Genomic DNA, 24627 nt, shown 5'->3' with positions numbered 1-24627 from the left:
TCCTCCGTGCCCCGGCCGCCCGTCGGACGCGCCCGGGGTGGGGTGCCCGGCGGGTCGACTCCGCCGGGCACCGCGCTCAGAGCAGCTCCGCCTCGCGCTCCGGCGCCAGGCCGACGGCGGGCCGGTCCGGGCGCTGCGGAGCCGTGCCGCCGATCGCCTGCAGCCAGGCCCAGGTGTCCGCGACCGTCTCCGCGACCGGGCGGCAGCGCAGCCCCGCCGCCAGCGCCCGGCTGACGTCGGCCCCGTACATGGCGTCGCGGAGCTCGCCCGGCGGGAGCCAGAACGGCAGCTCCCACCAGGGCTCGACCCCCGCGGCGAGCACGGCCTCCGGCTCCTTCCAGCGCAGCTCCGCGTCGGCGCCGGTGACCCGGACGCACTCCTCCAGCAGCTCGGCCATGGTGGCGTGCCCGGGCGGACTCACCAGGTCGTAGGGCCCGGACCGGCCCGCTGCGAGTGCGTCGAGGGTCCAGGACGCGAGGTCGCGGACGTCGACGAACTGCAGCGCGAGGTCGCGCGGCCCCGGGGCGAGGACCGGGCCACCGCGGGCGACCCGGTTGAGCCACCAGGGCAGTCGGCCGATGTTCTCGTACGGGCCGATGATCAGTCCGGCCCGCACCAGCAGCGCGCGCTCCCCGAACGCGTCCAGCGCCGCCAGCTCGCCGCCGCGCTTGGACTCCGCGTACGGGACCTCGCCGTCGTCGGGCGAACCGTCCACCAGCGGGGCGTCCTCGGCCGCGGCGGCCCCCGCCGGCACCGGGAAGGCGTACACCGACCGGCTGGACACGTACACGTGGCGGCCGACCCGGTCGGCCAGCAACCCGGCGCTGTCGCGCACCACCGACGGCGCGCCCGCCCAGGTGTCCACCACGGCGTCCCACTCCCCCTCGGCCAGCGCGGCCAGACCGCCCTCGGCCGTGCGGTCCCCGTGCAGGGCGCGCACGCCCTCCGGCGGCGCGTGCGTCCCCCGGTGGAAGACCGTCACCTCCCATCCCGGTGCCAGTGCGTCCTCGGTGAGGGCACGCCCGACGAACTCCGTTCCACCCAGCAGTAGAAGCCTCATGCCGACCACCCTGCACGCGGATGATCGGCATGGGAACGGCTGCATGCTCAGAGCAGAATCGCCCGGAGCGAAGGACGACGCGCGGCCGTTGCGGCGGGCGGGACCGGGCGGGAACGGACCGCCGGAACGGACGGGCCGCGAACTGGCTTCGCGAACTCCCGCCGGGCGCTGCCCGGCCCTCTCCCGGCCCTCGCCCCCGCGGCGGAACGCCGGTCCGCGGCGGAACGCCGGTCAGGCCACCGTGCGGTGGTCCGGGTCGTGCATCTCGCCGACCAGCTCCTCCAGCACGTCCTCCAGCATCGCGACGCCGAGGGTCCGCCCGTCCTGGTCGAGCACCGCCGCCAGGTGACAGGCGGCCCGGCGCATCGCGCCGAGCGCGTCGTCCAGCGGGAGCGAGCCGCGCAGCACGGTGATCGGCCGCCAGAGGCGGGCCGGGACCGGGGCCGACCGGTCCTCGACGTCCAGGACGTCCTTGAGGTGCACGTACCCCAGGTAGCCGTGGCCGGCCGGGTCGCCGTCGGTGACCGGGAAGCGCGAGAAGCCGGTGCGCAGCGCCAGCTCCTCGACCTGCTCCGCGGTGACCCCGGTGTCCACCGTGACCAGCTGCTCGGGCTTGAGCAGCACGTCGGTGACCGGGCGGCGGCCCAGGTCCAGGGCGTCCTCCAGGCGCTCCTGACGGTCCCAGTCGAGCAGTCCGGCGTCCCGGGAGTCGACCAGCAGGTACATCAGCTGCTCGGTGGTGAAGACCGACTCGACCTCGTCCTTGCCGTCGACCCGGAACAGCCTGAGCACGCCGTTGGCGAAGGCGTTCAGGGCGCGGATGACCGGCGCGAGCCAGCGGGCGAGCCGGTCCAGCGGCGGGCCGAGCCAGAGCGCTGCCTTCTCCGGTCCGGCCATCGCCATGTTCTTCGGCACCATCTCGCCCATCACCATGTGCAGGAAGACCACCACCGCCAGCGAGATGCCGTAGGAGAGCGGGTGCATCAGGCCGGAGGGCACGCCGATGGCGTGGAAAGGCCCCTCCAGCAGGTGGGCGATGGTCGGCTCGGCGAGGGCACCGAGGCCCAGCGAGCAGACGGTGATGCCGAGCTGGGCGGCGGCGAGCATCGCGGAGACGTTGGAGAGCGCGTGCAGCACGGTGCGGGCACGCCGGTTGCCGGCCTCGGCCAGCGGTTCGATCTGGCTGCGGCGGACCGAGACGACGGCGAACTCGGCGCCGACGAAGAAGGCGTTGCCGAGCAGCAGCAGGACGGCGACGGCCAGTTGGAGCGCGGTCATCGGGTGCCGTCCTCGTCCTCGCCGGTGCGGTGCGCTTCGCCGGTGCGTTCGACCCGGACCCGGCTGGTGCGGTGGCGGTCCACCGCCTCCACGGTGAAGCGCCAGCCGGGCAGTTCGGCGCGCTCGCCGGGGGCGGGCAGCTTGCCGAGCAGGTCGGAGACCAGGCCGGCCAGCGTCTCGTAGGGCCCGTCGGGGGCGTACAGGCCGATGCCCTCCAGCTGGTCGATCCGGGCCCGGCCGTCGGCCGCCCAGACGGGTCGCCCGTCGACGGGCGGCAGCGGGACGAGGTCCGGGGTGTCGGCGGGGTCGTGCTCGTCCTGCACCGCGCCGACGATCTCCTCGACGATGTCCTCGACGGTGACGACGCCGGCGGTGCCGCCGTACTCGTCGACCACGATGGCCATCGGCTGGAGCCGGCGCAGCTGGTCGAGCAGCCGCTCGGCCGGGAGCGTCTCGGGCACCAGCAGCGGCGGGACGGCGAGGTCGACGACCCGCACCGTGGCGCGGTCGGCGGGCGGCACGGCGAGGGCGTCCTTGAGCGTGACGGTGCCGGTGACCTCGTCCAGGCTGTCGGCGTAGACCGGGAAGCGGGAGAGACCGGTGGCCCGGGTCAGGTTGACCACGTCGGCGGCGCTGGCGTCGCGCTGGAGCGCGGCGACGTCGACCCGCGGGGTCATCACGGACTCCGCGGTGAGCTCGCCGAGGCCGAGGGTCCGCACGAACAGCGTGGCCGACTCCTCGTCTATCGCGCCGGCGCGGGCCGAGTGCCGGGCCAGCGAGACCAGTTCGGCGGGGGTGCGGGCGTGGCCCAGCTCCTCCTGCGGCTCGATGCCGAAGGCGCGGACGGTGCGGTCGGCCGACCCGTTCAGGAAGCTGATCAGCGGGCGGCAGACGTAGGAGAAGGCCATGTGTGGGGCGGCCACCGAGCGGGCCACCTGGAGCGGCCGGGAGATCGCCCAGTTCTTCGGGACCAGCTCGCCGATCACCATCTGCACGACCGTGGCCAGCACCATGCCGACGATCACCGCGGCACCGCGGGCCGCGCCCTCGGACAGGCCGATCCCGGTGAAGACCGGGCTGAGGATGACGGAGAGGGCCGGCTCGGCGAGCATGCCGACCACCAGCGAGGTGACGGTGATGCCGAGCTGGGCACCGGAGAGCTCGAAGGAGAGGTGCCGCAGGGCCCTGGAGACCCGGGCGGACCTGGCGTCGCCGGCGGCGGCGGCACGCTCGACGGCCCCGCGCTCGACGGTCACGAAGGCGAACTCGGCGGCCACGAAGAGGCCGTTGGCCAGGATGAGCAGGAAGGCCGCGAACAGCAGCAGCCAGGCGGTGATCACAGTGCCGCCTGCCTTCCGGTGGCCGGAAGTGGGGCGGCGTAGGTACTACCGGACGGATCGTCCATGGACGGGGGGAGTCACTCCTCAGGTCGTTCTCGGGCAGGGCGAAGCCCCGTTGGGCGTCTTTGCCCTGCTTTTACCAGCGTAGACGATACCCGTACGGCCGTCGGCCCGGTGTTCGGACCCACCAGGGGGCGGGCCACCGCCAGGGCTCGGCGGCAGCGGGGATCGGGCGGGCCCGGACGCTCAGCGGCCGCGGCCCTCGACCAGGTCGCGCAGCGCCCGGGCGTCCGCGATCGCCTGCGCCTTGCCGACACCGGACTGGATGCCCACGGCCGCGAGCGAGGTGCCGTCGGCGAGGTCGAGGGTCGCCCACGGGTCGCCCTGGCGGAAGTTGACCCGGACGATCTCGGCCCAGTCCAGCCGGCGGCTGCGGACGAAGTTCACCACGGTGACGCCCTCGGCGTCGGCGCTCACCCGCGGGCGCGCCAGCATGACGCCGGCGCCGGCGAACAGCAGCCCGCTGAGCACCATCATGATCCGGTCGTTGAGCTGCCAGTTCGCCGGGAGCGCCACGGCGATCACCGCGAACATCACCACCAGCAGGCCGCAGATCGGCAGCAGCACCGCCCGGGTGCGGCGAGGGGCCCAGGTGACGGGGAGCTCGGCAGGGGTGGTCACGTGGGTTCTCCGGGGGTCGTTCAGGGGAAGGGGGCGGGGCGCCGGAGTCGGCGCCCCGCCCCATTGAACCGCTGCTTACCTCCCGGCCGGCGCCCGCCCCGCCGGGATCCGCGGCGAATCCCGGCGGGACGGCGGTCGCGGCGCGGGGGTCCGCGGCGAGGTCTGCTGGCTGGAGGTTCGCCGGCGAGGTCCGCCGACGGAAGGGACCAGAGGCGGCACGGATCAGAGGCGGCAGGGATCAGAGGCGGCAGGCGTGGATGTTGGTGACCAGGATGGCCCGGGCGCCGATGCCCCACAGGTCGTCCATGATCCGCTGGGCCTCCTTGCGGAGCACCATCGAGCGGACCGCCACCCAGCCCTCGGTGTGGAGCGGCGAGACGGTCGGCGACTCCAGACCGGGGGTCAGTGCGACGGCGGCGCTGACGTTCTCGGCCCGGATGTCGTAGTCCATCAGCACGTAGCGGCGGGCCACCAGGACGCCCTGCAGGCGGCGCAGGAACTGGTCGACGGCCGGGTCCTCGCCCGCGCCCTTGGGTCGGATCACCACGGCGTCGGAGACCAGGATCGGCTCCCCGAACACCTCCAGGCCCGCGTTGCGCAGGCTGGTGCCGGTCTCCACCACGTCGGCGATCACGTCGGCGACGCCGAGCTGCACCGCGGTCTCCACCGCGCCGTCCAGCTTGGTGACGGTGGCCTTGACCCCGTGGTCGGCGAGGTGCTGCTCGACCAGGCCGGTGTAGGAGGTGGCGATGCGCAGCCCCTCCAGGCCCTGCACGTCCTTGACGTCCACGCCTTCCGGGCGGGCGAACCGGAAGGTGGAGCCGCCGAAGCCGAGGGCCAGCACCTCCTCGGCGTTGGAGTGCGAGTCCAGCAGCAGGTCGCGGCCGGTGATGCCGATGTCCAGCCGGCCGGAGCCGACGTAGACCGCGATGTCCCGCGGGCGCAGGAAGAAGAACTCGACCTGGTTGTCCGGGTCGACGAGGACGAGCTCCTTGGGGTCCTTGCGCTGGCGGTAGCCGGCCTCATGGAGCATCTCCGCCGCAGGACCCGAGAGCGAACCCTTGTTGGGAACGGCGATGCGCAGCATGGAGGTCAGTTCCTTACCTGGTTGGGGGTGGTGTGCACGTGCCCTGGACGTGGTGCAGGGGGCCGGGTGCTAGAGGTACTTGTAGACGTCGTCGAGCGTCAGCCCGCGGGCGACCATCATCACCTGAAGGTGGTAGAGGAGCTGGGAGATCTCCTCGGCGGTCTGCTCGTCCGACTGGAACTCGGCGGCCATCCAGACCTCGGCGGCCTCCTCGACGACCTTCTTGCCGATCGCATGGACGCCCTGCTGGACGAGCTGCGCGGTGCGGGAGGACGAGGGGTCGCCGGTGGCGGCCTTCTGCTGGAGCTCGGTGAAGAGCTCCTCGAATGTCTTCGAAGCCATGATGGACTCACCTTACGGCGTGCGGGCTGACAGGCGGTAAACAGTTCCGGACCGTGGACAGTCCGGTGGACGTCCACGGTCCGGGAGTGTTCCGGGCCCGTGCGGGGCGGGTCGGTCAGAGCGCGCGGAGCACGGCGGCGGTGGCGACGGCCGCCGTCACCGCCTCGTGGCCCTTGTCCTCGGCGGAGCCGGGCAGGCCCGCGCGGTCCAGCGCCTGCTGCTCGTCGTCGCAGGTCAGGACGCCGAAGCCGACCGGGACGCCGGTGTCGACGCTGACCTGGGTGAGGCCGGCCGTGGCGGCCTGGCAGACGTAGTCGAAGTGCGGGGTGCCGCCGCGGATGACCACGCCGAGCGCGATCACCGCGTCGTACCCGCGCTCGGCGAGCCGCTTGGCGGCGACCGGCAGCTCGAAGGTGCCGGGCACCCGCAGCACGGTCGGCTCTTCGACGCCGAGCTCCTTGAGCGCGCGGTGGGCGCCGTCCAGCAGGCCGTTCATCACCTGCTCGTGCCACTGCGCGGCGATCACGGCGACCTTGAGGTCGGCGGCGTTCTCGATGGTCAGCTCGGGGGCTCCGTGGCCGCTCATCTGCTGTTCCCTTTCGGTGCTGCGGTGCGTGGAATCGTGCGGGAGGGGAAGGGCGGGCGCCGTCCGGCGGGACGGGCCGGGGTCAGGGCCCGGGGTCAGGGCCCGGGGCTCAGGAGTCGAGGCCGGGCAGGTCGTGCCCCATCCGGTCGCGCTTGGTGCGCAGGTAGCGCAGGTTGTGCTCGCCGGCCGGGGGCTGGACCGCCTCGCGGCCCTTGACCTTCAGGCCGTGCTCGGTGAGCGCGGCGAGCTTCTCCGGGTTGTTGGTGAGCAGGGTCAGCGAGCGCACGCCGAGGTCGCCGAGCATCTGCGCGCCGATGCTGTAGTCGCGGGCGTCGGCGGGCAGGCCAAGGTCAAGGTTGGCGTCGACGGTGTCGCGCCCCTGCTCCTGCAGCTCGTAGGCGCGCAGCTTGTGGGCCAGGCCGATGCCCCGGCCCTCGTGCCCGCGCAGGTAGAGGACGACGCCCCGGCCGGCCTCGGCGACCCGGCGCAGCGAGGCCTCCAGCTGCGGGCCGCAGTCGCAGCGCAGCGAGCCGAACACGTCGCCGGTGAGGCACTCGGAGTGGACCCGGACCAGGACGTCCTCCCCGTCCGGCAGCCGGCCGTCGGCGTCCAGCCCGCCGGCGACCAGGGCGAGGTGCTCGACCCCGTCGATGCTGCCCCGGTAGCCGACCGCGGTGAACTCCCCGTACGCGGTGGGCAGCGCGGTGACGGCGGCCCGGTCCACGTGCAGCTCGGTCCGGCGGCGGTAGGCGATCAGGTCCTCGATCGAGATGATCGCCAGGCCGTGCTCGCGGGCGAAGGCGACCAGCTCCGGCAGCCGGGCCATGGTGCCGTCGTCGTTGACCACCTCGGCGATGGCGCCGGCCGGCGGCAGCCCGGCCAGCCGGGCCAGGTCCACGGCGGCCTCGGTGTGGCCGGGGCGGACCAGCACGCCGCCCTCGACGGAGCGCAGCGGGAAGACGTGGCCGGGGCGGGTGAGGTCGCCCGGTTCGGTGCCCGGCGAGGAGAGCAGCCGGACCGTGCGGGCGCGGTCGGCGGCCGAGATGCCGGTGTCGACGCCCTCGCGGGCGTCCACCGAGACGGTGTAGGCGGTGCCCTTGCGGTCCTCGTTGACCTGGGTCATCGGGGGCAGCTTGAGCCGGTCCAGCTCCTCGCCGGTCATCGGGGCGCAGATCACGCCGGAGCTGTAGCGGATGGTGAAGGCCATCAGCTCGGGGGTGGCCGCCGAGGCGGCGAAGACGATGTCGCCCTCGTTCTCGCGGTCCTCGTCGTCGACGACGATCACGGCCCGGCCGAGTGCGATGTCGGCGATGGCCCGCTCGACCGGGTCGAGCACGAGGTCTTCTTCGGTGACGCGGTCGGTGCTCATGCGGAGGCTCCCTGGAGGACGGTGTCCTTCGCCGGGCGGCCCGTGCGGCCGCGCTGCCACCAGGCGCGCAGGCCGAGGAGCACCAGGACGAAGTAGATGCTGTAGGTGAGGCCGGAGAAGACCAGGCCGTTGTCGAAGGCGAGCGGGACGCCGACCAGGTCCACCGCGACCCAGGCGAACCAGAACTCCACCCAGCCGCGCGCCTGGGCCACCATCGCGGCCAGCGTGCCGACGAAGATGTAGGCGTCCGGCCAGGCGTCCCAGGACAGCTGCGGGTAGACGGTGAACAGGGTGCCGACCGCGAGGGTGCCCAGCGCGGTGCCGCCGATCAGCGCGGCGCGCTCGCGGCCCGTCGCGAACCTGACCTCGACGTCGCCGTCGGAGCGCTTGCCGCGCCGCCACTGGGTCCAGCCCCAGATCGCGGCGAGGATGACGACGATCTGCTTGCCGACGCCGCCGCTCAGGTGGGCGGTCCAGTAGGCGCCCACCAGGACGACGCCGGAGAGGAGTTGGACCGGCCAGGTGAGCCGGGAGCGGCGCCAGCCGAGGGCCAGCGCGGCCAGGCCGAGCAGGTTGCCGATCATGTCGGACCGGTAGACGTCCTGGCCGACCAGGTGGACGGTGCCGTTGAGCCAGTTCACGAGGCGTCCTCAGCGGTCTCGGCGGTCTCGGCGGTCTCTGCAGGGGCGAGTCCGGCGGGGAGGGTGCGCGACTCCAGCAGGCGCTCCACGTACTTGGCGAGGACGTCGACCTCCAGGTTGACGCTCTCGCCGACGGCCTTGGCGCCCAGCGTGGTCAGCGCCAGGGTCGCGGGGATGAGGCTGACGGTGAAGCTGTCCCGGGCGGCCTCGACCACGGTGAGGCTGACGCCGTCCACGGTGATCGAGCCCTTCTCCACCAGGTAGCGGGAGATGCTCGCCGGCAGCGAGAAGCGCAGCACCTCCCAGCGGAGGTTCCCGTCGGTGTCGCGCTCGCCCGGCTCGCGGCTCAACAGCGATCCGGTGGCGTCGACATGACCCTGCACCAGGTGACCGCCGAGCCTGGCGCCGAGCGCCATCGCCCGCTCCAGGTTGACCCGGGAACCCGGCTTCAACTCGCCGAGGCTGGAGCGGCGCAGCGTCTCGGCCATCACGTCGGCGCTGAACTCACCAGTGCCGGTAGCCAGTTGCTCCGGGGTGTCGACGACGGTCAGGCAGACGCCGTTGACCGCGATGGAGTCGCCGTGGTGCGCGCCCTGACAGACCACCGGGCCGCGCAGGCGGATCCGCGAGGAGTCGCCGATCTCCTCGATCGACACGACCTCGCCGAGCTCTTCGATGATGCCGGTGAACACCCGGGTTCTCCTCGCGCTTGGGGCGCGGACTCCGGGGCGGCACGGGAGAGGACACGGACGGGGGCAGCTGCACGGGTGCGCGGCGCGGCCGTCGGCACGACCCGTCGCCGGGTTGCCGGAGCCGCCGGGAGAGGGCTCTCCCGTCGCACGCCCTCCCGGGGCCCACCGGGGGCCTCGGGTACTGCTCTTCGTCCGCCGCGCACGCCTCCCATCCGGACTTTAACCGTCGGTCCAGGAATTTCACCTGGTCAACCGGCCGCTGGCTGCGGACGGGTCGCGGACTGTAACCGCCGGTTCGGATTTTCACCGACCCCGGAGTGCGCTGAACGTCACTGCTACTACTGACGTCATTGTGCCATGGCCCGCGCGGGCCGAGGGAGAGGCTTCCGCTGTGGCCTGTTTCACGCGCGGGCCGGGAATGGGCGCGGGTGCCGCGGCGGTGCGGAGAAGGGGCGAGGGGCGTGGTGGTGCACGGGGGTCAGGGTTCCAGCAGGGTCACCTCCGTGCGGTGGCGGCGCTGCTGTTCGGCGTCCCAGTCCCCGGTGCAGTAGACGGCGAGTCGGTCGACCGCCCCGCCCCGGACGTCGGCGCGCAGCAGCTCCCGGCAGTACCAGCGCTGCCCGCCCTGCTCCCAGCTCTCCTCGACCTCCAGGACGAATCCGGTGCCGGTGCGGTCCAGCCGGTGGCGCGGTACCGCACGGGGCGCGGGGTGCCCGCCCCGCCGCAGGGCGACCAGGCCGGGGACACCGCGCGCCTGGAGCCGCCACTGCGGGACGGTGAGGTCGCAGAACACCTCGGGGTGGAAGAGGCCGTCGGGCGGAGCGCCGGTCTCCAGGAAGGCGATCAGGAGGGCGGCGAGGCGCTCGGTCGGGTCGGCGGCGTCGGTGGCCTCGACGGCTTCGGTGGCGCCGAGGGACCGGACGGGGTCCGCGGCTGCGGGGGTGGTGGTGGTCATGATGCGCTCCGGTGGGTGCGGCCGGCCTCAGGCGGTGGGGGCTTCGGCGGCCTTGGCGGCCTGGAGGTTTCGGCCGACCACCGCCGACGTCCGCTCCAGTTCCTCGGTCGGGCTGAACTCGATCAGCTCCGTTCCGGCGAAGATCAGCGGGAGGTGGCCGGGTGCGCCGTAGTAGGCGTCGCCAGCCTGGAAGACCTCGTCGTGGTCGGCGTAGCGGAACACCACCCGGCCGGTCAGCACGACGCCCCAGTGCGGGCTCTGGCAACGGTCCTGCGGCAGGCCGGCGAAGAACGGAGCCGGGTCCATGTCGGCCTTGTGGGTCTCGAATCCGACGGTGTAGCCGCCGAGTTCGGCGTAGCGGCCCTCGATCACCGGCTCGTCCAGAGTGAGCGCGGCCTCGGCCTTGGAGATGCGGGGCATGGTGTCCTCCTCGGTGCGGTCCTGCTTCTCTGCTCAGGGGGCGTGAGGAACGTCCGCACGATGTGAGCCGCGGCGGCACGAGACGGGGGCGGCCGCTCCGGCGGGCGGCGGCCGCCCGGTCAGAGCCGCCAGTGGACGGGCCGCTCCGGCTCGTAGACACAGAGCGTGCCGGTGCGGACGGCGTTCGCCAGGTGGCGGCCGAGCGGCGGGTGAGCGCGTGAGATCCGGTCGATGGCGGCGCGGATGCGGGCCGTGACTGCCGTGCGTGCCCGTTCGGTGGCCGAGCCGGTCCTGCGCGGGCGGCCCCCCAGGCCGTACGCGGCGGAGAGCTGGCCGACCAGCGCGTCCCGCTCGACGGCGATCCGGGCCGAGCGCTCGGCGTCCCCGGCGGCGTCGGCCTCGGCGGATTCCCCGTCCAGCTCGCGGAGTCGGCGGCGGTAGGCGGCCCGGGCGGTGGCGTCGATCAATTCGCCGGTGTCGGCGGGCTGGTGGAGGTCGGCCCCGACCTCCGGGGCCCCGGCCCGGGCCGTCGACGGCGCCGGTGCCGACGCGGTGGCCAGGTCGAGCGCGGGGACGGGTGTGCCGGGGCGCGCCAGCAGCGCGGCGAGATCCCGCAGCCCCTTGCTGTCGGCCAGCCGGACCTCCTCCCCCGCGTAGCGGAGCTGCCAGAACTCGCCCTGCCGGTGGAAGACGTGGCCGTCCGGAGCGGCCGTCTCCGCTCCCCCCTCCCCGGCCGGGGCCGGGGCCGGGAGCCGCGCGCCGCGCGGCGCCAGGGCGCCGGCCTCGTTCGCGATCCGCTCGGCGAGGCGCGGCGCACCGAGCGCACGGGCGGTCGCGAGGGCCGCGGCGAAGTGTTCGCGCGCGATGGCCGTCCGGCCGAGGCGACCTGCGAGGAGGCCGAGGTGGCGGTGGACCGGACCCCGGACCGCGGCCCCGATGCCCTCCACCACCAGCAGCCCGCGGTGGGGGTGGAGCGCGTCGTAGAGGCGGCCGGCGAGGGCGCGCAGTTGGGCGTCCTCGTCGCTCTCCGGACCGGTGGGGTCCTCGGTCCGGGCGGGGACGGCGGGCGCGTCGGGCCCCACGAGGGCCAGCGCCTCCGCCGCCTGGGCCAGCATCGGCAGCCACTCGCTGTCCACCGGGGCGGAGTCCACCAGCGGGGCGGCGGCGGCGAGTCGGCGCCTGGCCTCGGCCCGGTCGCCGAACTGGGCGGCGACCAGCGCGACCGCCACCCGGGGCCACACCCCCGGCAGCGAGTCCAGCGGGGGCATCCCGGCGAGCAGCCGGGCCAGCTCCTCCGTCCGGCCGGTCTCGGCGTACAGGCACCACCGCTGGGTGGCGGCGAGCAGCGCGGCGTTGGGGCTGTCCGCCCGCCGTCCGAGCTCCTCCGTCTCCGCCAGCGCGGCCGGGCAGTCCTCGTACCGGCCCTCCAGCAGGGCGCGCATGCCGCGCCAGAGCGGCACGTACCAGGCGTAGGACGGCCGGCCCAGCGCCCGCGACACCGCTTCGTACGCCTGGCTCTCGGCGTCCACCGCGGCCAGTTCCCCTCCCTCCAGCAGGGCGACCAACCGCAGACGCCGGCCGAGGAGTTCGAGTTCGCGGTCGGGTTCGTCCAGACCGCGCGCGAGGTCGACGATCTCGCCCGCCCAGGCCCGGCGCCCGGTGCGGTGCGCCGGGCCGGAGCGCGCGTCGCAGAGCGCGGAGAGCGCGTAGGCCAGCACGGCGGAGTCACCGCTCTCCCGGGCGGTCCCGACCGCCTCCTCGGCGAGTGCCAGCCGGTCCCGGTCCGGCTCGACCAGCGCGCCGGCGACGGAGAGCCGGGCGGTGACGGCGGCGAGCAGTGCGGCGGCGCCGTCCGCGGGGCCGGCGGACGGCCGCTCCCCCGGCAGCCGGCCGGGGCGGGCGAGCAGCCTGGTCCGCGCCTCGGCGAGCAGGTCGATCTGCGGGCGGTCGAGCAGTTCCACCTCGAAGCCCACCGGGCCGGAGCCGAGGCCGAGCGCGGCCCGGGCCAGCAGGTCCGGGCGGCCGGCGCGGCGGGCGGGGTCGGCGGCGGCGAGGAGGTCCGCCCGGCCCTCCTCCCGGCGGCCGGCACCGAGCCGGGCGGTGCCGAGGCCGACCAGGAGCGACGCCCGCCGGGCGTCGTCGCCGCCTGCGACGGCGAGGGCGGTCAGAGCCTGCCCGTACCACTGGACGGCGTCCTCGAAGGCGAGCAGCCGGGCCGACCGTTCCGCCGCCCGGCCGGCGAACTCGGCTGCGGCAGCGGCGTGTTCGGGTCCGGCCAGCAGCAGGTGGCGAGCGGCCCCGGCCGGTCCGGTGTCGCGGCCGCGGTCGGCGAGCCCGGCCAGGACGGTGCCCGCCCGCGCGTGCAGCGCGGCGCGGTCGGCCGGGGCCAGACCGTCCAGGACGGCCTCCCGCATCAGCTCGTGGCGGAACTCGCCCGCCCCCGGATCGACCAGCGCCAGCAGCCCCTCGTCCGCCGCCGCCGCGAGCACCGCCCGCAGGTCGGCCAGCGGCACCCCGGCCAACCGGGCGAGCACGTCGAGGGCGAAGCGGCTGCCCAGCACGGAGGCCGCGCCGAGCACCCGGGCACACTCCCCCGGCAGCCGCGCCAGCCGCGCCGCGACGGCCGCCCGGACGGTGGCCGGCAACGGACCGGGCCGTTCGGCGCCGCCGTGGCGCAGGAGCTCGGTGACGAAGAAGGCGTCACCACCGGTGCGCTCCAGCAGCTCCCGGACCTCCGCCGGGCCGCTGCGCGTCCCTCCGGCGGCGGCCAGCAGCGTCCGGACCTCCGGCTCGCCGAGCGGGCCGACCGGCAGGCTCCGTCCGGCCCGGAGCAGCGCGGCCCGCTCCGCCGCGCGGCCCTGCCAGGCGGCGTCGTCATCGCGGGCGGTGACCAGCAGCAGGGCGGGCGCGGTGCGCAGCGCGGCGGCGAGTTCGGTCAGCAGCCGGAGGGTGGAGGCGTCGGCGTCGTGGACGTCGTCCAGGACGAGCAGCAGCGGATCGGTCCCGGCGGCGGTGCGCAGGAGGACGGCGAGGTCGCGGCCGAGGCGCCGGCGGGCGGCCTCCGGGTCACGGGTGCGCGGCGCGGCCCGGACCGGGGCGTCTGCCGGTCCGGCGGCCCCGGCCGCGACGAGGGCGCGCAACCCGGGTGAGGACCGGACCAGCCGGCTGCAGTCGGTGGCGGCGGCGAGCTCGTGCACGGCCTGCGCCCACGGGCCCAGCGGGTAGTCGGCGCCGGACCGACCGCCCACCTGCGGCGGGCACCAGAGCCAGAGTGTCCGGAAGCCCTGGACGCGGCGGACGGCCTCCTCCGCCACCCGGGTCTTGCCCGCGCCGGCCGCTCCGGTGAGGACGGTCAGGCCGCCCCGGCCGGCCCGGGCGTCGGCGAGCGCCGCGGCCAGCTCGGCCAGCAGGTCGGCGCGGCCGACGAAGGGAAGCACGGGCATCGGACCGTCCTCTCCGTCGCGGGACACCCGGGACCGCCCCCGCTCCGAGGGTAGGCCGCCGGACCGGGCCGCCGCCCGGCGGGCGGGGCGGCGGGCGGGGCGGGCCCCGGACCCGTGGCCCCGTCCCGTCCCCGGTGGCGGGCCGAGGTGCGGCAGGCGCAGGCTGGTGGGAGGCGGTCGGCAACCGCCGGCCCCGACCCAGGAGGTGCGAGGGCGATGGCGAAGTTCATGGACGTCCACCACGGCATGACCGGGATCACCGAGGAACAGCTGCGGATGGCGCACCAGGCCGATCTCGACGCCGAGGGCGCCGAGGGCGTGCATTTCGAGCAGGCCTGGGCCGACCCCGCCTCGGGCACCGTCTACTGCCTCTCCGAGGGGCCGTCCAAGGAAGCCGTGATGCGGGTCCACGAGCGCACCGGCCACCCGGCGGACGAGATCCACCCGGTACCGCTGGTGGTCTGATGGTCTGACGGCCGTCGGCCGAGGGTTCTGTCCGGCCCCGACGGGCTCGCGCGGGTCGGCGCGCGGCCCCGGGCCGGACGGTTCGGCGACGTGGCGCGGGCGCGTACCGGCTCAGGCCGGCTGGGCGGCCGCCACCGGCATGAAGTGGGAGACCTCGGGCGGGTGCGCGAGGTAGCGCAGCTCGCCCTCCGACCAGACCGGCCGGATCCGCCACATCGGCCCGGCGTACCCGCGCAGGGCCTCCTCGTCGCGCCACCGGCTCACCACGAGCACCCGGTGGCCGTCGTCGGAGACCGAGCGCAGCAGCTCACCGCCTAGGCAGCCGTCCCTCTCCCCGAGCTGCGGGATCACCTGCGAGAGCAGCACGCTGCAGAACTCTTCGATGTGTTCGGCCATGACCTGACCGGCCCAGATCCTGACGATCACGGCTACCACCTCCCACGGGAGCCCTTGGCCCCATTATCGGCGCAGAACCGCTGGTGGGGAGGGGCCCGGGGCATTCGCGAAGGGCGGTCGGGGCCGCCGGGCGGAGCTCCGCTAGATTTCCCGGCATGACCACAACATCGGGGACCGTCAGACCGTCAACCACCGGGAACGCCACGCCGGCTCGCGTGCCGTCGAGCCTGTTCGAGTCGCTCCGTGCGGACGCCGTCCGGGAGGCCGCGCAGCTGCGCGAGATCTACGAGCAGCCGAGCGACCTCGTCCGCCGCAAGCAGGTGGACCACATCCACGACGTGGCCCGGCGGCTGATCGCCTGCTCCTCGCTGGTCTTCGTGGCGAGCGCCGACGCGGCCGGACGGTGCGACGTCTCACCGCGCGGCGGGCCGGCCGGGCTGGTGTCGGTGCTGGACGAGCACACCCTGGCGATACCGGACGCCACCGGCAACAAGCGGCTGGACACCCTGCACAACGTCATCGAGACCGGCCAGATCGGGCTGATCTTCGTGGTGCCGGGCCGGGACGCGACGCTCCGGGTCAACGGCCGCGCCTGCGTCTCCACCGACCCGCGGCTGCTGGAGCAGCTGACGGCGGTCGGCAAGCCGCCGCGCAGCGCGATCGTGGTGGCGGTCGAGGAGGTCTACGCGCACTGCCCGAAGGCGTTCCTGCGCGGCTCGGCCTGGAAGCCGGAGAACTGGCTCGCCAAGGACGCGCAGCCGAGCTCGGCCGAGGTCACCCTCTCCCACCTCCGGGACCCGTCGCTGACCATCGAGGCGATCGAGCAGGCCGAGCGCGAGTCCCTGCTCTACCGCTACGAGTAGCCGAGCGGGCCACCGCCCCGCGGCCGTCCCGGCCGCCGGGCGGGTGAACCCGCGCCGGGCGGGGCTCGCGGGCACGCCGGGCGGGCGACCGCTCGCTTCAATGGACGGATGGACTGCGTCTTCTGTGCGGTGGTCGCGGGCACCGAGGCCGCCCACCGGGTGCTGGACGAGGAGGCGGCGGTGGCCTTCCTGGACCGGCGGCCGCTCTTCCCCGGCCACGTCCTGGTGGTGCCGCGCGCTCACCACCGGACCCTGGCGGACCTGCCCGCGGCCCAGGTGGGCCCGTTCTTCCTGCAGGTCCAGCGGGTGGCGGCGGCCGTGGAGCACGGGCTCGGCGCGGCGGGCAGCTTCGTCGCGGCCAACAACCGGATCAGCCAGTCGGTGCCGCACCTCCACGTCCACGTGGTGCCGCGCAACCCGAAGGACGGGTTGCGCGGCTTCTTCTGGCCGCGCGGGAAGTACCCGGACGAGGCGGGTGCGGCGGAGGTCGCCGAGCGCCTGCGGGCCGCGCTGGCCACCACCGGGTGACCCCCCGGATCCGCCCCGCCCGCCCGCGCTCCGGGGCGCGGGCCCGTCGTCCGGCCCCGCACCCTGAGCGGCCCGCGGGGTCGACGTCGGCCGGCATGCACCCGGTTCAGGCCGAATCCGCGGAAATGCCGGGCGACTCCGGGCCAACCCCTTGACAGGTATAGACCATTCCGCTTGAGTCTCGGTCAGCCCCGCACCCGGCCCACACCCCGGTCGCCCGCCCCCCACGACGAGCCCCACGCCGCGGGTACCGCCCCCTGCCCCGACGCTCGCCCTCGCCTGCCCGGCACCTCTCCCTGCGCCGAACGTTCCCGCCTCCACGACCGTGCGGCCCCCACCGCACAAGGGGTGATCAAGTGTCCGTGAAACGCCTGCTCGCACTGCTCTCCGCCGTCACCACGGCGCTCGCGCTCGCGCTGCTGCTGCCCGCAGCCTCCGCCGGCGCGGCCACCTGCGCCGCGCCGTGGAACCCGGCCACCGCCTACACCGGCGGCGCCGCCGTCTCCTACGGCGGCCACAACTGGTACGCCAAGTGGTGGACCCAGAACGAGGCCCCCAGCTCCGCCGGCTCCGGCGTCTGGTCCGACCAGGGCGCCTGCGGCGGCACCGGCCCGACGCCCACGCCCACCTCGGGCAGCTGCGACTACCCGGCCTGGATGGCCGGCCGCACCTACACCACCGGGAGCATCGTCCGCTACACCAACGGCGGGCTCTACCGGGCCACCCACGACAACCCGGGCTACGACCCGGTGATCAGCACCTGGTACTGGGAGCCGTTCACCTGCGGTTCGACTCCCACCGGGACGCCGACCACGACCCCGAACCCCGGCGGATTCCCGGTCGGCCAGGCGCAGTTCAACCAGATGTTCCCGAACCGGAACGCCTTCTACACCTACCAGGGCCTGCTCGACGCGCTCGGCGCCTACCCCGGATTCGCCAACACCGGCAGCGACACCGTCCGCCGCCAGGAGGCCGCCGCCTTCCTCGCCAACGTCAGCCATGAGACCGGCGGCCTGGTGTACGTCGTCGAGCAGAACACCGCCAACTACCCCCACTACTGCGACGCCTCGCAGCCGTACGGGTGCCCGGCCGGGCAGGCCGCGTACTACGGGCGCGGCCCCATCCAGCTGAGCTGGAACTTCAACTACAAGGCGGCCGGGGACGCCCTCGGCATCGACCTGCTGCACAACCCCGGCCTGGTGCAGACCGATCCGGCCGTGGCCTGGAAGACCGCGCTCTGGTACTGGAACACCCAGACCGGTCCGGGCACCATGACCCCGCACAACGCCATGGTCAACGGCTACGGCTTCGGCGAGACGATCCGCAGCATCAACGGCAGTCTGGAGTGCAACGGCGGCAATCCGGCGCAGGTCCAGAGCCGGATCGACGCCTACCAGAACTTCACCCGGATCCTCGGCACCGTCCCGGGCTCGAACCTGGGCTGCTGACGGTTCGACGGCTCCCCGGCCGGCCCCCGCGGCACTGCCGCACGCACCCGGAACGGCGGCTGCTCCCTGCTACGCCGCAGGGAGCAGCCGAAACGGCCGTCCGGCGGCAGACCGGCGGGGTCGGGAATCGTCGTCCCGGCGGACGACGGCGCGACCGGCGGGCCCTAGGCTCACCGCCATGAACGACCTTGGCAGCCTCGTCCAGCAGACCGCCGACCGGCTCGCGGACCAGCACGTCGGCGCGGTGGTCGCCGGACTCGCCGGCGGCGCGCTGGAGATCCGCGGCGCCGGGCGCGCCGGCACCACCGGCACCGACCCCGCGGGCGACGTGCCGGGCCCGCACACGGTGTTCGAAATCGGCTCGGTGACCAAGGTGTTCACCTCGCTCGCGCTGGCACGGCTGGTGCTCGCCGACTCGGCCGCGCTCGACGAGCCGCTCGCCGCGGTGCTCGCCGGCGCACTGCCGACCGGTGCAGCCATGCCTGCCAAGGGCGGCACCCCGATCACCCTGCAGCACCTCGCCACCCACACCTCAGGCCTGCCCCGGCTGCCCGCCGGGATGCTGCTGCCCGCGCTGCTCAGCCCGAACAAGCCCGACCCGTACCGCCACTGCACCCGTGACGTGCTGCTGGCCGGGCTCGCCCGGACGCGGCTTCGCACCGCACCCGGACGCGCGTTCCGCTACTCCAACCTCGGGGCGGGACTGCTCGGCCTGGCCCTCGCCCACCGGTCCGGCCTCGGGTACGAGGAGCTGATCGCGCGCGAGGTCTGCGCACCCCTCGGCCTGACCGACACGGTCGTGGCGGTCGACGGCGAGCGGTCCGCCCGGCTCGCCCGGGGCCACACGGCCGGCGGCCGGCCGGTGCCCGCCTGGCACCTGGCGGACCTGGTCGGCGCGGGCGGGCTGCACTCGACCGTGAGCGACCTCGCGGTCCTCCTCCGGGCCCAGCTGGCATCCGGCCCGGAGGACGGCTCCCCCCTGGGGCCCGCGATCGCGCTCACCCGGGAGGTCCGCCACCGGGTCAACCCGTTCGCCTGGGCCCACCTCGGCTGGCTCGGCCACCGCCTGCACCAGCGCCAGGGCGGCCACCTGCAGATCTGGCACAACGGCGGGACGGGCGGCTTCCGCTCGTTCGTCGCCTTCGACCCCGAGAAGCAGGTGGGCGTCATCGCACTGGCGAACAGCCGGCGTGCGGTCGATCCGGCCGGCGTCGCCCTGCTCCGCTCGCTGCAGAACGGTTAGGGCCTGCGGGCAGAGCGGGCACGCAGACGGTCCGCCGCCCGACTTCCTAGCGCCCGACCTCCTAGCGTTGGATTCCCAAACTCACTACTCTCTAGTAAGTTTGGAAATCCAACGACCCTAGAGGAAGGCGGCCGCCATGCGTGACGCCGTGATCGTCGAAGCCGTCCGCACCCCGATCGGCAAGGGCAAGCCGGGGGGTGCCCTCTCCGGCGTCCACCCGGTGGAGCTGCTGGCGCACACCCTCGGAACGCTGATCACCCGCAGCGGCGTCGATCCGGCGCTCGTCGACGACGTCATCGGCGGCTGCGTCGACCAGGTCGGCGAGCAGGCCATGAACACCACCCGGTACGCCTGGCTGGCCGCCGGCCTGCCCGAGTCGGTGCCGGCCACCACGGTCGACCGGCAGTGCGGCTCCTCCCAGCAGGCGGTCCACTTCGCCGCCCAGGGAGTGATCGCCGGCGCGTACGACCTGGTGGTGGCCTGCGGGATCGAGTCGATGAGCCGGGTGCCGATGTGGTCCAACGTCCCGCCCGGCGCGGACCCGTTCGGCGCGTCCGTCGCCGCCCGCTACCCGGGCGGGCTGGTGCCCCAGGGCGTGAGCGCCGAGCTGATCGCCGCCAAGTGGTCGATCACCCGCGAGGCGATGGACGAGTTCGCCACCGCGTCGCACGCCAAGGCCGCCCGGGCCCACGCCGCCGGGAGCTTCGCGGCGGAGCTGGCGCCGGTGACCGTGCCGGACGGCACCCTCGTCACGACGGACGAGTCGGTGCGGCCGAGCACCACGCCCGAGGTGCTGGCCGGCCTCCGGCCGTCCTTCGCCGACCCGTCCTTCGCCGAGCGCTTCCCGCAGATCGACTGGTCGGTCACGGCCGGCAACAGCAGCCCGATCAACGACGGCGCCTCGGCCGTCCTGATCACCAGCAGCGAGACGGCCGCCCGGCTCGGTCTGCGCCCGCTGGCCCGGCTGCACTCCTTCGCGGTGACCGGCTCGGACCCGCTGCTGATGCTCACCGGTGTGCTGCCCGCCACCGAGAAGGTGCTGCAGCGCTCCGGGCTCTCGCTCGCCGACATCGACCTGTTCGAGGTGAACGAGGCGTTCGCCAGCGTCGTACTGGCCTGGCTGCAGGAGACCGGGGCCGACCCGGCGAAGGTGAACGTCAACGGTGGCGCGATCGCCCTCGGCCACCCCCTCGGCGCGAGCGGCACCCGGCTGATGACCACCCTGGTGCACGCCATGCGCGAGCGCGGCGCCCGCTACGCGCTGCAGACCATGTGCGAGGCGGGCGGCCTGGCCAACGCCGTCGTCCTGGAGGCGCTGGACTAGAGGCACTGTCCGGCCGAGGTCGGCTCCCCCGCCGGCCCGGCCGGGCCGCCACCGCCGGAACGAGCGGGCGGCCGGGCCCGCGTGGGAAGATGGCAGGGCTGGTGGAAACGATCTCCGGGCGGTTCTCTGGCCATGGTGAACGAGCAGCGGGATGCCGACGGGCCCGGCCGGTCGCGCCGGGGCGAGCCGGGCGGGGAGCCGCGGCCGGACGGCCTGCTGATGGTGCCGATCGCGACCGCGCTGATCGAGGCCGACGGCCGGATCCTGCACTGGAGCGACGACGCCGAAGCGCTGCTCGGCTACACCGCCGACGAGGCGATCGGCGCCAAGGCCGCGCAGCTGCTGGTCTCCGACGACGAGCGGCCCGACGTGCTGGAGCTGTTCCAGGAGATCCTGGACGGCCGGGGCTGGTCGGGCGTCTTCCCGGTCCGACACCGGGACGGCCACCACGTCAACCTGGAGTTCCGCACCCACCCCATCGCCGGGCCCGGCGGCAGCCCGCTGGTGCTCGCGGTGGCGTCCGACGTCACCACGCTCCGCCGGATCCAGGCGGACCTCGCCGTGCTCGACGGGTTCTTCACCCAGTCCCCCGTCGGCATGGCCGTGTACGACACCCGGCTCGCCTTCGTCCGGCTGAACGAGGCCCTCGCCCGGGTGAACGGCCTCTCCGTCGAGCAGCACCTCGGGCACCGGCTCACCGAGCTGCTGCCCGGGATCAACGGCGAGGAGAGCGAGGCCGTGATGCGGCGGGTGTTGGAGACCGGCGAGCCGGTCCTGGACTCCCGCTCGCACGGCCGCACCCCCGGGGACCCGGGGCACGACCACGCCTGGTCGGCCTCGTACTTCCGGCTGGAGGAGCCGAGCGGCGAGGTGCTCGGGGTCAGCTCCACCCTCATCGACATCACCGAGCGGTTCCGCGCGGACGCCCGGGCCGCGCGGGCGCAGGAACGCCTGGCCCTGCTCGTCGACGCCACCGCGTCCATCGGCACCACGCTCGACCTGCGGCAGACCGCCCGCGAGCTGGCCGACGCGATGGTCCCGCGGGTCGCCGACATCAGCGGCGTCTTCGCCCTGGAGGCGCTGGTGGCCGGCCGCAACGTCGAACCGCTGGACCCGGCCGCCGTGCACCTCGTCCGCCGGCTCGCCCTCGCCACCGCCGACCCCCTCTACCCGGCCGAGGCCCTGCCGGTGGACACCGTCTACGAGCTGGCGCCCGACTCGCCGTACGCGCGGGCGATGACCACCGGGCGGACGGTGGTGGTGCCCTCCTGGGAGCTGCCGCTGCTGAGCGAGGGGATCAGCGAGAGCCGCCGCCAGGCCTACCTCGGGGACCGCCCGCGCTCGGTGCGGATCACCCCGCTGGTCGCGCGCGGCACCACGCTCGGCATGGTGGTGTACTCGCGGCGCGGCGAGCGGGAGTCCTTCGCCGAGGCGGACATCACCCTCGGCGACGAGCTGGCCTCGCGGGCGGCGGTGGCGATCGACAACGCCCGGCTCTACCTGCGCCAGCACCAGACCGTGCTGGCCCGCCAGCAGGCGCTGCGCGAGGCGAAGGCCGCCCAGGAGCGGCTGGCGCTGGTCAACGCCGCCTCGGCCCGGATCGGCACCACACTCGATCTCGCCCAGACCGCGCAGGAGTTGGCCGAGGTCGCGACACCCCGGCTGGCCGACACCGTGGTGGTCGAGGTGCTGGACGACCTGGTCCGCGGCGAGCGCGAGGCCCGCACCCTGCCGGATGGTTCGGCCGTACTGCGCCGGATGGCGTTCCACTCGGCGCACGGCTCCACCCTGGAGCCGATCGACCGGACCGGCGGAATCCACCGCTTCCGGCCCGGCTCCCCGTACGCGTGGAGCCTGCGGCACCGCAAACCGGTGCTGGTGCCGCGGATGGACGAGGCCGGCATGGCCTGGTTCGCCGACGACCCGGTCCGGACGGCGGCCGTGCGCGAGCAGAACGTCCGCGCGTTCATGGTGGTGCCGCTGATCGCGCGCGGCGCACCGGTCGGCGTCGCCGGTTTCTACCGGACCGTCGTGGAGCGCCCGTACGAGGACGACGACCTCGCGCTGGCCGGGGAGTTGGCGGTGCGGGCCGCGGTCTCGATCGACAACGCCCTGCTGTTCACCCGGGAGCGCGACGCCGCCTCCGCCCGCCAGCGCGCCCTGGACGAGGCCTGGGCGGCGCAGCAGCGGCTGTCGCTGCTCAACGAGGCCAGCACCCGGATCGGCACCACGCTCGACCTGCACCGCACCGCGGAGGAGTTGGTGCAGGTGGTGATCCCGCGCTTCGCCGACTTCGTCACCGTGGACCTGCGCGATGCGGTGCTCAGCGGCGAGGAGCCCGGGCCCGTCCCGGACGACGGCTCGGTGCTGATGCGGGCGGTCGCGGTCGGCGAGGCGAGCACCGAGGGGCCCATGTCCGCGGCCGCCGACCAGGTCGGCGAGACCTCGCAGTCGGCGAAGCTCTACGCCGAGAGCCTGCGCACCGGGCGGTCGATCCTCGTCTCGGAGGTGGACGAGGAGGCGCTGCGCCGGATCGTCGCCTCGCCCGACCGCGTCGAGCCCGGCGTGAACGCCGGGGTGCACTCCTACCTCATGGTGCCGCTGCTGGCGCGCGGACTCGTGCTCGGCGGTGCGGAGTTCATCCGGATCCGCAATCCCGTCCCGTTCGGCCAGGCCGACCGGGCGCTGGCCGAGGAGCTGGCCGCGCGCACCGCGCTGGCGATGGACAACGCCCGGCTCTACCGGCGCGAGCGGGACACCGCGCTGACCCTGCAGCGCAGCCTGCTGCCGCAGGAGATCCACCGCACCCTCGGGCTGGAGATCGCCTATCGCTACCTGCCCAGCAGCGTGGTCAGCGAGGTCGGCGGCGACTGGTTCGACGTCGTCCCGCTCTCCTCCGGCCGGGTCGCCCTGGTGGTCGGCGACGTCATGGGCCACGGCATCCGAGCCGCCGCCACGATGGGTCAACTCCGCACGGTCGCCAGGACGTTGATCACCCTCGAACTGGACCCGGCGCGAGTGCTGCACCGCCTGGACGAGGCCACCACTGCGCTCGGCGAGGGCCAGTTCGCCACCTGCGTCTGCGCGGTGTACGACCCGGTGGAGCGGCACTGCACGGCCGCCTGCGCCGGCCACCTGCCGCCGGTGATCGCCGAGGCCGACGGCCGGGCCCGGCTGCTGGAGCTGCCGGCCGGCGCCCCGCTCGGCGTCGGCGGAGTCCCTTTCGAGAGCGTCGAGTTCACCCTCCCGGAGGAGGGCATCCTGGGCCTGTACACCGACGGCCTGGTGGAGCGGCGCGGCCGGGACCTGGACGAGGGCCTCGACCTGCTCTGCCGGACCGTCGCCGACCGGCGCCGGTCACTGGAGCAGACCTGCGACGCCGTGCTGGCCGAACTCACCGGCCGCACCAGCGAGGACGACATCGCGATCATCCTGGCCCAGGTCCGGCCGGCGGGCTCGGACCGGATCGCCACCCTGCCGCTCAGCGACGACCACGCGATGGTCGCGCACTCCCGCCGCTTCACCCGCGACACGCTCACCGAGTGGGGCCTCGGCCCGCTCGCCGACTGGGCCGAGCTGCTCACCAGCGAGCTGATCACCAACGCCCTGGTGCACGCCGGCTCCCCGGTCCAGCTGCGCCTGTTCTACAACCGGGTGCTCACCGTGGAGGTCGCCGACCGGGACTCCGGCGCGCCCCGGATGCGGCGTGCCCGGGAGGAGGACGAGGGCGGGCGCGGCATGCACCTGGTCAACGAGCTGGCGCACCGCTGGGGCACCCGGCGCACCCGGGACGGCAAGGTGGTCTGGTTCGAACTGGAGCTGCCGCCGGGGGCGTCGAGCCGGTAGGGCGGCAGCGCCCGGAGCCCGCCGGTCGAGTGTGCGGCTCCCCGGCCGGCCTGGGTGGACAACGGATCGTTGTCGTCGGACCGGTGCGGTTGTTCGCCCGTGCGGGGGCCGGGGGGATTGGCTGGGTCCGTCGACCGAACGGCCCGACCGACCCGAGGAGCCCACCGTGGACCAGCTCGACCCCCGTACCGTCGTGGAGCGCTACGTGACCGCCATCGCCGACGGCGACCTCCCCGCCGCGGTGGCCTGCTTCGCCGAGCACGCCACCTGGGAGTACCCCGGCGACCTGCCGCTGTCACGGATCTGGCGGGGCAAGGCCGCCATCGTCGAGGACTTCCTCGGCTCGGCGGGCACCCTGTTCGCCCCCGGCGGCGCCCCGAAGGTCGCCCTCACCGGCCTGATCGCCGACGGACCGCAGGTCGTCGCCGAGTGGACGGCCCGCGGCACGGCCGCCAACGGCTCCGCCTACGACAACCGGTGCCTGGGGATCTTCACCGTCGAGAACGGGCTGATCACGGCGGTGCGCGAGTACCTGGACACGCAGCACGCGGCGCGGACGCTGTTCGCGGAGCCGGCCGCCTGAGCGGCGGCGGGCGCTGCGCTCGGCACCCGTCCGGCCC

Annotated in this window: 22 protein-coding genes and 1 riboswitch; of the genes, 8 read left to right on the top strand and 14 right to left on the bottom strand. The window is 74.8% G+C overall.

What is annotated here, in order from left to right:
- Positions 1–76: 76 nt before the first annotated feature.
- The 13 genes from MCM47_RS13620 to MCM47_RS13560 all read right to left on the bottom strand — a co-directional run bounded on the left by MCM47_RS13620 (position 77) and on the right by MCM47_RS13560 (position 13894).
- On the bottom strand, positions 77–1060 hold the full coding sequence (locus tag MCM47_RS13620) for an NAD-dependent epimerase/dehydratase family protein (protein WP_238861822.1): 984 nt from the start codon (positions 1058–1060) through the stop codon (positions 77–79).
- Positions 1061–1291: 231 nt separating this feature from the next.
- The gene (locus MCM47_RS13615; protein WP_238861821.1) at positions 1292–2338 is read right to left on the bottom strand and encodes a hemolysin family protein; all 1047 of its coding nucleotides are present in this window, start codon (positions 2336–2338) and stop codon (positions 1292–1294) included.
- Positions 2335–3678, bottom strand: a complete 1344-nt coding sequence (locus tag MCM47_RS13610) for a hemolysin family protein (RefSeq protein ID WP_238861820.1) — start codon at positions 3676–3678, stop codon at positions 2335–2337. Before MCM47_RS13610 ends, MCM47_RS13615 begins: the two co-directional genes overlap by 4 nt.
- Positions 3679–3924: 246 nt before the next feature.
- Positions 3925–4359, bottom strand: coding sequence for a PH domain-containing protein (locus tag MCM47_RS13605; protein ID WP_238861819.1), 435 nt, complete (start codon positions 4357–4359; stop codon positions 3925–3927).
- Positions 4360–4597: 238 nt separating this feature from the next.
- Positions 4598–5446 carry an ATP phosphoribosyltransferase gene (gene hisG, locus MCM47_RS13600; RefSeq protein WP_238861818.1) on the bottom strand — a complete coding sequence of 283 codons (849 nt, stop codon included), beginning with the start codon at positions 5444–5446 and terminating at the stop codon, positions 4598–4600.
- Between the two features lie 69 nt (positions 5447–5515).
- Complete coding sequence (locus MCM47_RS13595) at positions 5516–5788, bottom strand: phosphoribosyl-ATP diphosphatase (protein ID WP_030306151.1); 273 nt, start codon at positions 5786–5788, stop codon at positions 5516–5518.
- A gap of 115 nt (positions 5789–5903) precedes the next feature.
- Positions 5904–6374, bottom strand: a complete 471-nt coding sequence (gene ribH, locus MCM47_RS13590; RefSeq protein ID WP_238861817.1) for a 6,7-dimethyl-8-ribityllumazine synthase — start codon at positions 6372–6374, stop codon at positions 5904–5906.
- 109 nt (positions 6375–6483) lie between these two features.
- The gene (locus MCM47_RS13585) at positions 6484–7743 is read right to left on the bottom strand and encodes a bifunctional 3,4-dihydroxy-2-butanone-4-phosphate synthase/GTP cyclohydrolase II (RefSeq protein WP_238861816.1); all 1260 of its coding nucleotides are present in this window, start codon (positions 7741–7743) and stop codon (positions 6484–6486) included.
- Entirely contained in the window at positions 7740–8384 is a 645-nt protein-coding gene (locus tag MCM47_RS13580) for a nicotinamide riboside transporter PnuC (protein WP_374209123.1), read from the bottom strand. Before MCM47_RS13580 ends, MCM47_RS13585 begins: the two co-directional genes overlap by 4 nt.
- Positions 8381–9076: a riboflavin synthase gene (locus MCM47_RS13575; protein WP_238861815.1), complete on the bottom strand. Its 696-nt coding sequence runs from the start codon at positions 9074–9076 to the stop codon at positions 8381–8383. Before MCM47_RS13575 ends, MCM47_RS13580 begins: the two co-directional genes overlap by 4 nt.
- Before the next feature lie 196 nt (positions 9077–9272).
- A riboswitch (FMN riboswitch) is annotated at positions 9273–9400 on the bottom strand.
- A 154-nt stretch (positions 9401–9554) separates the two neighbouring features.
- Positions 9555–10031, bottom strand: a complete 477-nt coding sequence (locus MCM47_RS13570) for a hypothetical protein (RefSeq protein ID WP_238861814.1) — start codon at positions 10029–10031, stop codon at positions 9555–9557.
- 27 nt (positions 10032–10058) lie between these two features.
- A complete protein-coding gene (locus MCM47_RS13565; RefSeq protein WP_238861813.1) occupies positions 10059–10451 on the bottom strand; it encodes a hypothetical protein in 393 nt (130 codons plus the stop codon).
- Between the two features lie 119 nt (positions 10452–10570).
- Positions 10571–13894 carry an AAA family ATPase gene (locus tag MCM47_RS13560; protein WP_238861812.1) on the bottom strand — a complete coding sequence of 1108 codons (3324 nt, stop codon included), beginning with the start codon at positions 13892–13894 and terminating at the stop codon, positions 10571–10573.
- A 216-nt stretch (positions 13895–14110) separates the two neighbouring features.
- Here MCM47_RS13560 and MCM47_RS13555 point away from each other — a divergent pair, with 216 nt between their 5' ends.
- Complete coding sequence (locus MCM47_RS13555; protein ID WP_238861811.1) at positions 14111–14359, top strand: SCO4226 family nickel-binding protein; 249 nt, start codon at positions 14111–14113, stop codon at positions 14357–14359.
- Between the two features lie 111 nt (positions 14360–14470).
- On the opposite strand, the gene MCM47_RS13550 is transcribed toward MCM47_RS13555, so the two are convergent.
- Positions 14471–14785 (bottom strand): antibiotic biosynthesis monooxygenase family protein, encoded by a 315-nt coding sequence (locus MCM47_RS13550; RefSeq protein ID WP_238861810.1) that lies wholly within the window; start codon positions 14783–14785, stop codon positions 14471–14473.
- Positions 14786–14970: 185 nt separating this feature from the next.
- On the opposite strand from MCM47_RS13550, the gene MCM47_RS13545 reads away from it, so the two are divergent.
- From MCM47_RS13545 to MCM47_RS13515, 7 genes are all read left to right on the top strand, one after another.
- On the top strand, positions 14971–15618 hold the full coding sequence (locus MCM47_RS13545) for an MSMEG_1061 family FMN-dependent PPOX-type flavoprotein (protein WP_238861809.1): 648 nt from the start codon (positions 14971–14973) through the stop codon (positions 15616–15618).
- Between the two features lie 108 nt (positions 15619–15726).
- Entirely contained in the window at positions 15727–16146 is a 420-nt protein-coding gene (locus MCM47_RS13540; protein WP_238861808.1) for an HIT family protein, read from the top strand.
- 356 nt (positions 16147–16502) lie between these two features.
- Positions 16503–17594, top strand: a complete 1092-nt coding sequence (locus tag MCM47_RS13535) for a glycoside hydrolase family 19 protein (RefSeq protein ID WP_238861807.1) — start codon at positions 16503–16505, stop codon at positions 17592–17594.
- 178 nt (positions 17595–17772) lie between these two features.
- Positions 17773–18837, top strand: a complete 1065-nt coding sequence (locus MCM47_RS13530; protein WP_238861806.1) for a serine hydrolase — start codon at positions 17773–17775, stop codon at positions 18835–18837.
- A gap of 136 nt (positions 18838–18973) precedes the next feature.
- Positions 18974–20161: a thiolase family protein gene (locus MCM47_RS13525; RefSeq protein ID WP_238861805.1), complete on the top strand. Its 1188-nt coding sequence runs from the start codon at positions 18974–18976 to the stop codon at positions 20159–20161.
- A 132-nt stretch (positions 20162–20293) separates the two neighbouring features.
- Positions 20294–24007, top strand: coding sequence for a SpoIIE family protein phosphatase (locus MCM47_RS13520; RefSeq protein WP_238861804.1), 3714 nt, complete (start codon positions 20294–20296; stop codon positions 24005–24007).
- A 166-nt stretch (positions 24008–24173) separates the two neighbouring features.
- Positions 24174–24590, top strand: coding sequence for a nuclear transport factor 2 family protein (locus MCM47_RS13515; protein ID WP_238861803.1), 417 nt, complete (start codon positions 24174–24176; stop codon positions 24588–24590).
- The last annotated feature ends 37 nt before the right edge of the window (positions 24591–24627 follow it).

It is taken from the genome of Kitasatospora sp. A2-31 (assembly GCF_022288725.1).
Taxonomy (GTDB): Bacteria; Actinomycetota; Actinomycetes; order Streptomycetales; family Streptomycetaceae; genus Kitasatospora.
Note: the sequence above shows the minus strand (reverse complement) of the source record. Positions and strands in the feature narration are given on the sequence as shown.

Coding starts and splice junctions, on each gene's coding strand:
- MCM47_RS13560 (WP_238861812.1), bottom strand. CDS start 13,894: ATGCCCGTGCTTCCCTTCGTCGGCCGCGCCGACCTGCTGGCCGAGCTG.
- MCM47_RS13530 (WP_238861806.1), top strand. CDS start 17,773: ATGAACGACCTTGGCAGCCTCGTCCAGCAGACCGCCGACCGGCTCGCG.
- MCM47_RS13585 (WP_238861816.1), bottom strand. CDS start 7,743: ATGAGCACCGACCGCGTCACCGAAGAAGACCTCGTGCTCGACCCGGTC.
- MCM47_RS13570 (WP_238861814.1), bottom strand. CDS start 10,031: ATGACCACCACCACCCCCGCAGCCGCGGACCCCGTCCGGTCCCTCGGC.
- MCM47_RS13525 (WP_238861805.1), top strand. CDS start 18,974: ATGCGTGACGCCGTGATCGTCGAAGCCGTCCGCACCCCGATCGGCAAG.
- MCM47_RS13565 (WP_238861813.1), bottom strand. CDS start 10,451: ATGCCCCGCATCTCCAAGGCCGAGGCCGCGCTCACTCTGGACGAGCCG.
- hisG (WP_238861818.1), bottom strand. CDS start 5,446: ATGCTGCGCATCGCCGTTCCCAACAAGGGTTCGCTCTCGGGTCCTGCG.
- ribH (WP_238861817.1), bottom strand. CDS start 6,374: ATGAGCGGCCACGGAGCCCCCGAGCTGACCATCGAGAACGCCGCCGAC.
- MCM47_RS13520 (WP_238861804.1), top strand. CDS start 20,294: ATGGTGAACGAGCAGCGGGATGCCGACGGGCCCGGCCGGTCGCGCCGG.
- MCM47_RS13615 (WP_238861821.1), bottom strand. CDS start 2,338: ATGACCGCGCTCCAACTGGCCGTCGCCGTCCTGCTGCTGCTCGGCAAC.
- MCM47_RS13595 (WP_030306151.1), bottom strand. CDS start 5,788: ATGGCTTCGAAGACATTCGAGGAGCTCTTCACCGAGCTCCAGCAGAAG.
- MCM47_RS13555 (WP_238861811.1), top strand. CDS start 14,111: ATGGCGAAGTTCATGGACGTCCACCACGGCATGACCGGGATCACCGAG.
- MCM47_RS13620 (WP_238861822.1), bottom strand. CDS start 1,060: ATGAGGCTTCTACTGCTGGGTGGAACGGAGTTCGTCGGGCGTGCCCTC.
- MCM47_RS13540 (WP_238861808.1), top strand. CDS start 15,727: ATGGACTGCGTCTTCTGTGCGGTGGTCGCGGGCACCGAGGCCGCCCAC.